The organism is Actinomycetospora sp. (assembly GCF_036497585.1).
In the GTDB taxonomy this organism is placed as follows: domain Bacteria; phylum Actinomycetota; class Actinomycetes; order Mycobacteriales; family Pseudonocardiaceae; genus Actinomycetospora.
Window position 1 is genome coordinate 1 of record NZ_DASXJD010000264.1, and the last position, 11,176, is coordinate 11,176.

The window sequence follows — 11,176 nt, forward strand, 5'->3', positions numbered from 1 at the left end:
CATGGGCTCCCGACCGCTCATGCGGCGCCGTCCTCGCTGGCCGCTGAACGAGAGTCGTCTGACTCTTCGTCCGACCCGTTGCGGAGGAGGAACGCCAGACGGTCCCGAAGAGCCGGCGTCAGTGGCGGCGCCTCGTCGACCAGGCGCCGCACGTACTGCTCCAGATCGGCCGCCGCCGCGGCCGTCGCGGACGGGCGGGTCCGGGCTTGCAGGAAGGCATCGATGTCCGAGCGCCGATAGCGGACCCTAGTTCCGATCTTGAGGAACGGAGGCCCTTGGCCGGCCTCCCTCTCACGACGCGCTGTTCGTTGTGAGATGCGTGCATGCCGTGCGTACTCCTGCTCTGTGAGCAGGTCATCGGTGGTCATGGCTGGACAGGCTGGGAACTACCCGGACACCGCCGCGGAGCGTTCGACGAGTCGTGTGAGGTCGTGCAGTGTGGGGACTGCTAACGCAACACCCGCTACCACCCTCTTGACGTGCGGGAAGGCGACGGTGTCGTGTGTGTCACCAGTGTCGCGTGCGTCACACCCCATTGGTCCGACCGTTGCCGGGTGGAACGACTTCCGGCCACGGGTGTGCCAGGGACAGTCGCCCCGTCACCGGAGCGGGCGGGAGTCATCACGCGCAACATGACAACGGCTCCGGGGATCGCAGGGGCGGCGCGGCACCTCGTCGCCAGCACGATCCGTACAGCGGAGGACGCATCGCTGACTTGTGTGATGCTCCAACCATGCGGTGCCCGTCGGTGGCCACGACGTCGAGCTCGCCCTCGCGCCGTCGCCAGTTGCGGGCGAGGATCACCAGCCCCCGCGCCACGAGGTGCTCGACCGCGAGCCGCTCACCCTCCCGCCCGAGCTCGTCCTTCGCCGCCCCGCCACCGGCCGCACCGCCACCCGCCGTACCGCCACCGGGCCGCATCCCCACCACCGCGCCGCCTCCCCTCGTCCCGGACGGCCGCGCCGCCCGGTGATCACGGTGGCGGCAGGGAGCCCGCGGTGGGGAGCACCCGGCGCCGGGCTGGGGACAACTCCGGGTCCGCGACGGGGGTGGGGACGCGGCGCTGTGCCGGCTGCCGCGTCAGGTGCGGCGAGGGGCGGCGGGTCAGCCGCCGAACGGGCCGTCCTCGAGGCGCAGCTCCGGCTTGTCGAGCTCCTCGACGTTGACGTCCTTGAACGTCACCACCCGGACGTTCTTGACGAAGCGTGCCGGCCGGTACATGTCCCAGACCCAGGCGTCGGACATCCGCACCTCGAAGTAGACCTCGCCGTCGGCGTTGCGCACCGCGACGTCGACGGTGTTCGCCAGGTAGAAGCGACGCTCGGTCTCGACGACGTAGGAGAACTGGCTCACGATGTCGCGGTACTCGCGGTAGAGCGACAGCTCCATGTCGGTCTCGTACTTCTCGAGATCCTCGGCGCTCACGGTCCCTCTCCCCCCTCCGCCTCGGCCATGCCCTCGATGTCGCCCATGCCCTCGATCACGTCGACCTCGTCGAACGTGTCCGGGAGGTCGTCGAAGGCACCGTCCTCCTCATTGTGGCCCACCGACCCGTCCGAGGAGTCTGCCGCCCGGCCGCCGGCGAGGCGAGCCGCCCCCGCGACGTTCACGAAGCTGTAGCGGTGGTCGGGGCTGGGGCCGTGCTCGGCGAGGGCCGCGGTGTGCGTCGGGGTGCAGTACCCCTTGTGCAGGTCGAACCGGTACTCCGGCCGGCGCTCGTGCAGCTCGCCCATCAGCCGGTCCCGCGTGGTCTTCGCGAGGATCGACGCCGCCGCCACGCAGGCCGCGACCAGGTCGCCCTTCGGCACCGCGAGGCTCGGCACCCCGAACCCGGTCACCGGGAACCCGTCGGTGAGCACGTAGCCCGGGCGCACCTGCAGCCGCGCCACCGCCCGGCGCATCCCGTCGATGTTCGCGGCGTGCACCCCGCGCCGGTCGACCTCGGCGGGGTCGACGAGCACCACGCAGTGGTCCACGGCGCGGCGCAGCACGATCGTCGCGAGCCGCTCGCGCTCGTCGGGACTGAGCAGCTTGGAGTCGGTGAGGCCCTCGAACCGCTTGGCGTCGTTCGGGCGCAGGATGCACGCCGCGACGGCGAGGGGGCCGGCGCACGCGCCCCGGCCCGCCTCGTCGACCCCGACGACGGGGCCGAGGCCGTGGCGTTCCAGCGCCGACTGCAGCGCCCAGGACTCGCTGGAGCGACGGACGATCGCCCGCGGCGGCTGCACACCGGTGCGGGGCGGGAGCGGGCGGCGGGCGCGGCGGAAGGGGCGTCCCCCGGTCCGGGCACGTCCGCCGCCGGCGGAGCGGGATCGTGCGGACGTCACTCCCGGTCGGCCTCCGCCGCTCGGGGTGGCTCCGCGCGGTCGGGCTCCGGCCTGCCCGGCCACGGTGGGGCCGCCGTCGACCGTTCGGCCGCGGCCGCCCGCCGGAGGCGCCGCCCGGCCCCGACGACAGGGACCGCGAGCAGGGCGCCCGCCGCCGCGCCCGCCGTGCCTGTCCCGGCCGGCAGCCCACCCCCGACGAGCCCCGGCTCGCCCAGCGCCGCCGTCGTCGTCTGCGGGTCGATCGCGGGCACGGTGCGCCACCGGCTGATCGGCAGCACGACGACCCGGACCTTGCCGATGACGTCGCTGACCGGCACCGGGCCGTGGAAGCGCGCGTCGGCCGAGTTGTTGCGGTTGTCGCCCATCACCCAGAGCTGGCCGTCCGGCACGCGCACCGGGTCGAACGTCGCCTGCTTGGTGCCGAGCCCGGGCTGGTAGTACAGGTACGGCTCGGTGATCGGCTTACCGTCGACGAGCACGCGGTTCGACGCGTCGCAGCAGGCGACGGTCTGTCCGCCGGTGGCGATGACGCGCTTGACGAAGTCCTTCTCGTTGGGCGCCGCGAGGCCGACCAGCGACAGCGCGTCCTGGAACCCGCGGACGAGCGGGTTGCTGGAGGGCTGGGTCTCGCCGACCTCGTCGTTGTCGAGCCACGCCTGCGGGCCCTTGAAGACGACGACGTCCCCGGGCGAGGGGTCGCCGAAGCGGTAGGTCACCTTGTCGACGGCGACCCGGTCGTTCGCGCAGCCGTCGCAGCCGTGCAGCGTCTGCTCCATCGACGCCGACGGGATGACGTAGATCCGCGCGACGAACGTCTGGATGACGAAGGTCAGGACGATCGCCACGACGACGAGCAGCGGCAGCTCGCGCCAGAACGAGCCCTTGCGCTTCTTCCTGCCGCCCTCCGCGCCGCGGCGGCCGGGGCCCGAGGTGTGCGCGGCACCGTCGTCCTCGTCCCGGCCCGGGCCCGAGGCCGCGCCGCCGCGGCGGTGGCGACGGGCACCGAGGACGGTGGTGCCGGGCTCCTCGTCGTCGGACGGGTCGGGCGCTGACGGGGCGGACGACCGGGCCGAGCGCGACGACGAGCCGCGCGGCGCCGCGTCGTCCTCGTCGCGCTTGCGGGGCGGCGGGGTTCCGCCCGCCAGCAGCGGGACGTCGGCGCCGGCCGGCGCGGCGGGCGCCTCGACGGAGGGCTGCACCGCGGTCGAGCCGGGTCCGGGAGCGGCCGCGCCGGAGGGGGCGGAGTGGCCGTTGCGGGCCTGGCCGTGCGACGGCGCCTGGGCGCGGGCGGACGGTTGTCCCATGGGGGGCGACGGTGGGGCCTGCCCGTAGGGCGGCGAGGGCGGCGCCTGGCCGTACGGCGACGACGGGCCGTACCACGAGGGGCCGTACGACGACGGCCCGATCGGCGGCTGGCCGTGCGGAGGCTGGGCCGGCGGGCGGCCGTAGGAGGGCGGTCCGGCCGGGCCGGGCTGCCCCGGGACGCGGCCGTTCGGGGCGCCGTACGCGCCGGAGGCATCCGGCCCGCGGTCCTCGGTGCCGAAGCGCCGGGACGGGTGGTCGCGCCCGCCGTCGTCGGGACCGAACCGGCCCGAGGGGAGGGCGGAGGGCGGCGGCCAGGGAGCGGGGCCCACCGGGTCCTCGCCGAGCGGGTCGTCGCGCTCGTCGCGGCCGCCGTGGCGGGGACCGCTCGACCAGGTGTCGGCGCGCCAGCCCTCGTCGTATCGGCCGTCGCCGTGGCGGGGGCCCGCGTCGTCGGGGACCCCGTGCCGACCGCCGCCCGGGCGCCGGCCCGGGGGCAGGTCGCCGAACGGGTCGTCCTCCACCGGGGCGACCGCGCCCGGTCCGCCCCACCGGGGATCGGGCTCCCCGTGGCGAGGCGAGCGGTAGCGGCGACCGGACTCGTCGGCTGGTGGCACGGAGGTCAGGCTAGGAGACGGCGTCTGAGGACGGCGCGGGGAGGCCGGTCGACACGTCGCCCGCTCAGGAAGCGGGGGACGTCTCGCGCTTCTCGCGGATCTTCGCGGCCTTACCGCGGAGCTCACGGAGGTAGTAGAGCTTGGCCCGCCGGACGTCACCGCGGGTGACGACCTCGATGTGGTCGATGTTCGGCGAGTGGATCGGGAAGGTGCGCTCCACCCCGACGCCGAAGGAGACCTTACGGACGGTGAACGTCTCGCGGAGGCCGCCACCGTGACGCCGGATCACGACGCCCTGGAAGACCTGTACACGGGAGCGTGAGCCCTCGATCACCTTGACGTGCACCTTGACGGTGTCACCCGGACGGAAGTCCGGGATGTCGGTGCGCAGCGACTGCGCGTCGAGCTCGTCCAGGGCGTTCATGGCTCGTCGTCCTCGTGTCTGCAGGGTCGGCCCGGCGGGCACCGTCGACGTGACGGCGGCCGGGCGACCGGATGGGTTTCCTACCGTGCTGCCGTCCAGGGGGTCGCGCTTCCCGGCCGGCGGGTGCGGACCCGGCCCCGTGGCAACTCCCCCAGTCTGCCAGACCCGTCCATCGTGCCCGGTGGGCGGGGCGCTCGCCTCACCCAGCGACCTCACCCCGGGACCTCGTAGCCCGCGGCGGCCAATACCTCCCGGTCGTGGCGGTCGAAGGCCGCGGGCCCGTGCGCCGCCAGCAGTCCGTCGAGCAGGTCCGGGCGCACCGCGGCGGTGCGCTCCAGCGAGCGGTCCCGCCGCCAGCGTGCCACCGCCCCGTGGTCGCCCCCGCGCAGCACCGTGGGCACGTCGAGGTCGCGCCATGACTCGGGCCGGGTGTAGGCGGGGGCCTCGAGCAGCCCGTCGGAGAAGGAGTCGAGCTCGGCGGACGCCGGGTTGCCGAGCACCCCCGGGACGAGCCGGGAGACCGCCTCCACCGCGACGAGGGCGGCGACCTCGCCGCCGGCGAGCACGTAGTCGCCCAGGGAGAACTCCTCGACGCGCCCGTGGCGCGCGGCGTCGGCGGTGACCCGGGCGTCGATGCCCTCGTAGCGCCCGCACGCGACGACCAGCCGCGCCTCACCGGCCCACGCCGCGGCCCGGGCCTGGGTCAGCGGCGCCCCGGCCGGGGTCGGCACGAGCAGGAGCCCCGGTGTGTCGGGGTCCTCGGCCCGCACCGCGTCGAGCGCCTCGCCCCACACGGTCGGGACCATGACCATCCCGGGCCCTCCGCCGTACGGTGCATCGTCGACGGCCTTGTGGAGCCCGGTGGCCCACGCGCGCAGGTCGTGGACATGCAGCTCGATCAGGCCGGCCCGCCGCGCCCGACCGACGAGGGCCTCGTCGAGCGGCGCGAGGTAGCCGGGGAAAACCGTGACGACGTCGATACGCACGTGGCGGATCCTGCCGGGTGCGCAGGGAAGGGGGACGGATGGGCGGGACCACACCGGTGCTCTGGTCCTCGGACCTCGACGTGCAGTGGCGGGTGCTGTTGGACCTGCTGCTCGCGCTTGTGCTCTGCACCGTCATCGGGATCGAGCGGGAGCTGGCCGCGAAGAGCGCGGGCCTGCGCACCCACGCGCTGGTCGGGGTCGGGTCCGCGGCGTTCATGCTGATCTCGAAGTACGGCTTCGACGACCTGGTCGCCCTCGAGCACATCTCGCTCGACCCGTCCCGCGTCGCCGCCCAGATCGTGTCCGGGATCGGGTTCATCGGCGGCGGCCTGATCTTCGTGCGCCGCGACGCCGTCCGGGGGCTCACGACCGCGGCGACGGTGTGGGTGGCCGCCGCCGTCGGCACCGCCGCGGGCGCCGGCCTGCCGCTGCTCGCCGTCGCGGGCACCGTTGTGCACTACCTGATCACCCGCGGCTTCCGGCCGCTCTCGCGCGCGCTCTCGCGGTCGTCGTCGGGGCCGCGCCCGCTGCACGTCACCTACGTCGACGGGCGCGGGGTGCTGCGGGAGGTGCTGACCGCGTGCACCGAGCGCGGGTTCGCCGTCGCGGGCATGACCGTCGACCGGGAGGACCCGGGCGACGGCGACGGCAGGCCGGGCAGCGCCGCGGTGACCCTCTCCCTGGTGGGCCCGGGCCCGCTGCCCCCGCTCACGGGCGAGCTCGCCGAGATCCCGGGCGTGCTCGGCGTCCGGGTGATCGCCGACGAGGGCGAGGAGGCCACGGATTGATCGACGGGGGTGATCTCGGCGGCCCGCCGGGGTACCACCCCGAGACCGCCGCCGCCTCTGGAGGAACGTCATGGCCGAGTCGTCCGCGCCGCAGGGTGTCGCCGAGAAGCTCATCTCCTCCCACCTCGTCGAGGGCCACATGACGCCCGGCGAGGAAGTGTCGATCCGCATCGACCAGACCCTCACCCAGGACGCCACCGGGACGCTCGTCATGCAGGAGCTCGAGGCGCTGGGGCTCGAGCGCGTGCACACCGAGCTGTCGGTGCAGTACGTCGACCACAACCTGCTGCAGACCGACGAGAAGAACGCCGAGGATCACGCCTACCTGCACTCGGCCTGCCGGCGCTTCGGGCTCTGGTACTCCAAGCCCGGCAACGGCGTCTCGCACCCGACGCACATGCAGCGGTTCGGCGAGCCCGGCAAGACCATGATCGGGTCGGACTCCCACACCCCGGCGTGCGGCGCGCTCGGGATGCTCGCGATCGGCGTCGGCGGGCTCGAGGTGGCGCTGGCGATCGCCGGGCGGCCGCTCTCGATCCGGATGCCCGAGATCTGGGGGATCGAGCTGGTCGGCGAGCTGCCGCCGTGGTGCTCGGCCAAGGACGTGATCCTGGAGATGCTGCGCCGCCACGGCACCAAGGGCGGCACCAACCGCATCCTCGAGTACCACGGCGCGGGCCTGGAGACGCTGACGGCGATGGACCGCCACGTCATCGCCAACATGGGCGCGGAGCTGGGGGCGACGACGACGGTGTTCCCGGCCGACGACGTCGTCCGCGCCTTCCTGCGCTCCGAGGACCGCGAGGACGACTTCACCGAGCTCGTCGCCGACGAGGGCACCGAGTACGACCTCACCGAGCGGATCGACCTCTCCGAGATCGTCCCGCTCATCGCCAAGCCGTCCTCGCCGGGCAACGTCGTGCCGGTCAGCGAGGTCGCGGGCGAGCCGGTCGGCCAGGTGGTCATCGGGTCCTCGGCCAACCCCGGCCTGCGCGACTTCGCGATCGCTGCGCGCATGGTCGACGGGCGCCAGACCAACGACGCGGTGAGCTTCGACGTCAACCCGAGCTCCCGGGAGATCCTCTCCGACCTCACGAAGTGGGGCGGCACGTTCTCGCTGATCGCAGCCGGGGCGCGCATCCACCAGGCCGGGTGCATGGGCTGCATCGGCATGGGCCAGGCCCCCGCACCGGGCACCAACTCGCTGCGGACCTTCCCCCGCAACTTCCCGGGCCGCTCCGGCGGCGGCGCGGACGACCAGGTGTGGCTCTGCTCGCCCGAGACGGCGGCGGCGAGCGCGCTGACCGGCGTCATCACCGACCCCCGAGAGCTCGCCGACAAGCTCGGTCTGGAGTGGGGCGACCTCGGGCTGCCGGAGCACGCGACGGTGAACACCTCGATGCTCTCCGAGCCGCCGTCGGAGGCCGACGCGCGCGACGTCGAGCTGGTCAAGGGCCCGAACATCTCCGGGCTGCCCGAGTTCGACCCGTTCCCGGACTCCCTCGAGGTCCCGATCCTGCTCAAGGTCGGCGACGACATCTCGACCGACGACATCTCCCCCGCCGGCGCGGCCGCCCTCCCCTACCGCTCGAACATCCCGCAGCTCGCGCAGTTCGCGTTCGTCCGGGTCGACGAGGACTACCCGGCCAACGCCGAGGCGATCAAGGACCAGTCCGGCCATGCGATCGTCGGGGGCGGCAACTACGGCCAGGGGTCGTCCCGCGAGCACGCGGCGATCTGCCCGCGCTACCTGGGGCTGCGGGTCGTGATCGCGAAGTCGTTCGCGCGGATCCACTGGCAGAACCTCGCGAACTTCGGGATCCTCGCCCTCGAGTTCACCGACGAGTCCGACTACGACGCGCTGGAGCAGGGCGCCACGCTGTCCTTCTCGGGGCTCCACGACGCGCTGCGCGGCGGCTCCGAGGTCACCGGGTCCGTGGACGGCACGGAGTACACGTTCCGCCACCAGCTCTCCGACCGGCAGGTGTCGATGGTGCTGGCGGGTGGGCTGATCCGCGAGATCGCCGAGTCGCAGGACTGAGGACTGCGGACTCAGGGGGCGTCGAGCAGCCCCTCGGGCGGGTCGAGGACGACCTTGCCGCCGGCCAGGTCCACCGTCGGGACGATCGCCTTGACGAAGGGCACGAGCACCTCGCCGCCCCCGGGTGCCTCGAGCACGAGGAGCTCGCCGCCGAGGCCGTGGGAGACGGCGGTGACGGTCCCGACGACGGTGCCGTCGGCCAGCTGGGCGGCGAGGCCCTCGAGCTGGTGGTCGTGGAACTCGTCGTCGTCCGTGGTCGCCGCGTCGGTGGCCGCGGCCAGCAGGACGGCCCGGCGTATCCCCTCGGCGGTGTCGCGGTCGGTGACCTCCTCGGCGGTCACGAGGAGCCGCTCACCGTGCCGGCGGGCGGCGGTGATCGTCAGCGAGCCACCGCCGGCGACCTGCAGGACGACGCCCGGGGCGAAGCGCTCCTCGGGGTTGTCCGTGGAGGGGTCGACGACGAGCTCGCCGCGCAGGCCGTGCGCCTTGACGACCCGTCCGACCACCCGGAGGTCGTCGGACGGGTCGGGTCCGGTGCTCACGCGCTATCGGTCGGTGTCGACCACGTCGACGCGCACGCCGCGTCCGCCCACACCGCTGATGACGGTGCGCAGCGCGGTGGCCGTGCGTCCGCCGCGACCGATGACCTTGCCCAGGTCGTCGGGGTGCACGCGCACCTCGAGGGTGCGGCCGCGGCGGTTGGTCACGAGGTCGACGGAGACCTCGTCGGGGTGCGTGACGATGCCGCGCACCAGGTGCTCGAGGGCCTCGGCGAGATCACTCACCGCCGGCTCACTCCGCCGCGTTGTTGCTGACCTTGGCCAGCTCCTCGTTGAACCGCGCCTGCTTGTCGACCTTCTCGGGCTGCGGCTGGAGCTTGCCCTCGGCGCCGGGGAGGCCCTTGAACTTCTGCCAGTCGCCGGTGACCTTGAGCAGGCTGTGCACCGGCTCGGTCGGGATGGCGCCCACGCCGAGCCAGTACTGCGCGCGCTCCGAGTTGATCTTGATGTCACTCGGCTGGCTCTTCGGGTGGTACTCGCCGATCGTCTCGATCACGCGCCCGTCGCGGCGGTTGCGGGCGTCGGCGATGACCACGCGGTAATGGGGCTCGCGGATCTTGCCCATGCGGGCGAGCTTGATCTTGACGGCCACGGGTCCGGTGTACTCCTCGTTCGCTGTACTGCTCCGTGCTCGGCGTCCCCGGCCGGCGTGGGGTCACCACCGGCCGTGCACCGCAGGTCCGAGGTCGCGGCCCAGGGAGAGGGTGGCCACGACACAACCACCTGATTGTGCCAGAGGCCCCCGACGGTCCGGTCCGGCGGGGCCTACCCCCCGGTGCCGGCCGGACCGAGGGCGCGGGCGACCGCGCGGGCGTTGCCCACCGCCTCCGGCGTGTCCCCGTGCAGGCACAGCGAATCGGCCCGGACGTCCAGCTCGGTGCCGTCCACGGCGACGATCACGCCGTCGCGCGCCAGGCGGACGGCCCGCTCGACGACGGCGTCGGTGTCAGGCAGCAGGGCCCCCGGCCGCGAGCGCGGCACCAGCGTGCCCTCGGGGGTGTAGCCGCGGTCGGCGAACGCCTCGGCGATCGTCGCGAGCCCGGCGTCGGCCGCGAGCGCGAGGAGCCGGCCGCCGGGCAGCCCCATGACCGGCAGGTCCCCCGCCGCCCGCGCGGCCTCGACGACGGCGGCCGCCTGCTCCTCGTGGTGCACGACGGTGTTGTAGAGCGCGCCGTGCGGCTTGACGTACTCGACCTCGACGCCGGCCGCACTCGCCATCGCCCGCAGGGCCCCGATCTGGTAGAGCACCTCGGCGGCGAGGGTCTCGCGGTCGACGTCCAGGAAGCGGCGCCCGAACCCGGCGAGGTCGCGGTAGGACACCTGGGCGCCGATGCGCACCCCGCGCTCGGCCGCCCGCGCGCACACCCGCCGCATCGTCGGGGCGTCGCCCGCATGGAAGCCGCAGGCGACGTTGGCCGAGGTCACGACCTCGAGCAGCGCGTCGTCGTCGGTCAGCGGCCATTGACCGAAGCCCTCGGCGAGGTCGGCGTTGAGGTCCATCACGACCCGAGCCTCCTCCCCCCCCGGAGCACCGCGACCGGGTGGCGCAGGACGTCGAGGTCGGCGTGGGGATCGGCCGGCACGACGACGACGTCGGCCGGGGCACCGGGCTCGATGCGGGGCCGTCCGAGCCAGCTCCGTGCCCCCACCGTCGCGGACGCCAGGGCCCGGGCCGGGCCCAGCCCGGCGTCGGCCAGCGCCACGACCTCGTCGACGATCCGGCCGTGCTCGATCCCGCCGCCCGCATCGGTCCCGGGGTAGACGGTGACGCCGGCGTCGATCACCGCCGCGATCGTCTCGTGCGCGCGGGCGTGCAGGGCCCGCATGTGGGTGCCGTAGCTCGGGAACTTCTCCCCCGCCGCGTCGGCGAAGCCGGGGAAGTTCGCGACGTTGATCAGTGTCGGCACCAGGACCGTGCCGCGCTCGGCCATCATCGCGATCGTCTCGTCGGTCAGCCCGGTGCCGTGCTCGATGCAGTCGATGCCCGCGCCGATCAGGCCCGGGAGCGCGTGCTCGCCGAAGACGTGGGCGGTGACGCGGGCGCCGTGGGCGTGGGCGGCGTCGATCGCCTCGCGGAGCACGTCGTCGGGCCAGAGCGGGGCGAGGTCGCCCTCGTCGCGGTCGATCCAGT

At 74.2% G+C, this 11,176-nt stretch carries 13 protein-coding genes and 1 pseudogene; 2 read left to right on the forward strand and 12 right to left on the reverse strand.

All coding sequences use genetic code 11. The annotated features are described in order from the left end of the window. Window positions 1-17: 17 nt before the first annotated feature. The 7 genes from VGH76_RS27005 to trmD all read right to left on the reverse strand — a co-directional run bounded on the left by VGH76_RS27005 (window position 18) and on the right by trmD (window position 5,656). On the reverse strand, window positions 18-368 hold the full coding sequence (locus tag VGH76_RS27005) for a helix-turn-helix domain-containing protein (protein ID WP_331559859.1): 351 nt from the start codon (window positions 366-368) through the stop codon (window positions 18-20). A 253-nt stretch (window positions 369-621) separates the two neighbouring features. Further along, window positions 622-921 (reverse strand): YraN family protein, encoded by a 300-nt coding sequence (locus VGH76_RS27010; RefSeq protein WP_331559868.1) that lies wholly within the window; start codon window positions 919-921, stop codon window positions 622-624. Window positions 922-1,104: 183 nt separating this feature from the next. Further along, window positions 1,105-1,425, reverse strand: coding sequence for a DUF2469 domain-containing protein (locus tag VGH76_RS27015; protein WP_169183366.1), 321 nt, complete (start codon window positions 1,423-1,425; stop codon window positions 1,105-1,107). After that, window positions 1,422-2,228: a ribonuclease HII gene (locus VGH76_RS27020; protein ID WP_331559869.1), complete on the reverse strand. Its 807-nt coding sequence runs from the start codon at window positions 2,226-2,228 to the stop codon at window positions 1,422-1,424. The genes VGH76_RS27015 and VGH76_RS27020 overlap by 4 nt, the downstream gene beginning before the upstream one ends. Window positions 2,229-2,323: 95 nt before the next feature. Next, entirely contained in the window at window positions 2,324-4,246 is a 1,923-nt protein-coding gene (gene lepB, locus VGH76_RS27025) for a signal peptidase I (protein WP_331559860.1), read from the reverse strand. A gap of 64 nt (window positions 4,247-4,310) precedes the next feature. After that, the gene (gene rplS / locus VGH76_RS27030; protein ID WP_331559861.1) at window positions 4,311-4,670 is read right to left on the reverse strand and encodes a 50S ribosomal protein L19; all 360 of its coding nucleotides are present in this window, start codon (window positions 4,668-4,670) and stop codon (window positions 4,311-4,313) included. A 212-nt stretch (window positions 4,671-4,882) separates the two neighbouring features. After that, complete coding sequence (gene trmD / locus VGH76_RS27035) at window positions 4,883-5,656, reverse strand: tRNA (guanosine(37)-N1)-methyltransferase TrmD (RefSeq protein ID WP_331559862.1); 774 nt, start codon at window positions 5,654-5,656, stop codon at window positions 4,883-4,885. Between the two features lie 38 nt (window positions 5,657-5,694). On the opposite strand from trmD, the gene VGH76_RS27040 reads away from it, so the two are divergent. Together VGH76_RS27040 and VGH76_RS27045 are read left to right on the forward strand one after the other, a co-directional pair. Continuing rightward, window positions 5,695-6,444: an MgtC/SapB family protein gene (locus tag VGH76_RS27040; protein ID WP_331559863.1), complete on the forward strand. Its 750-nt coding sequence runs from the start codon at window positions 5,695-5,697 to the stop codon at window positions 6,442-6,444. A 70-nt stretch (window positions 6,445-6,514) separates the two neighbouring features. Then, window positions 6,515-8,485: an aconitate hydratase gene (locus VGH76_RS27045; protein WP_331559864.1), complete on the forward strand. Its 1,971-nt coding sequence runs from the start codon at window positions 6,515-6,517 to the stop codon at window positions 8,483-8,485. Window positions 8,486-8,496: 11 nt separating this feature from the next. Here the strand turns inward: VGH76_RS27045 and rimM are convergent, their stop codons facing one another. From rimM to VGH76_RS27070, 5 genes and pseudogenes are all read right to left on the reverse strand, one after another. Then, window positions 8,497-9,027, reverse strand: a complete 531-nt coding sequence (gene rimM, locus VGH76_RS27050) for a ribosome maturation factor RimM (protein ID WP_331559865.1) — start codon at window positions 9,025-9,027, stop codon at window positions 8,497-8,499. Between the two features lie 3 nt (window positions 9,028-9,030). Next, the gene (locus VGH76_RS27055; protein WP_018334829.1) at window positions 9,031-9,270 is read right to left on the reverse strand and encodes an RNA-binding protein; all 240 of its coding nucleotides are present in this window, start codon (window positions 9,268-9,270) and stop codon (window positions 9,031-9,033) included. A gap of 22 nt (window positions 9,271-9,292) precedes the next feature. Continuing rightward, window positions 9,293-9,637 (reverse strand): annotated as a pseudogene (gene rpsP, locus VGH76_RS27060) (30S ribosomal protein S16); the annotation flags it as partial. Between the two features lie 173 nt (window positions 9,638-9,810). Next, window positions 9,811-10,545, reverse strand: a complete 735-nt coding sequence (locus VGH76_RS27065) for a 5-oxoprolinase subunit PxpA (protein WP_331559870.1) — start codon at window positions 10,543-10,545, stop codon at window positions 9,811-9,813. Continuing rightward, the coding region (locus tag VGH76_RS27070) for an amidohydrolase family protein (protein ID WP_331559867.1) at window positions 10,545-11,176 on the reverse strand (632 nt) is incomplete at its 5' end. The genes VGH76_RS27070 and VGH76_RS27065, both read right to left, overlap by 1 nt.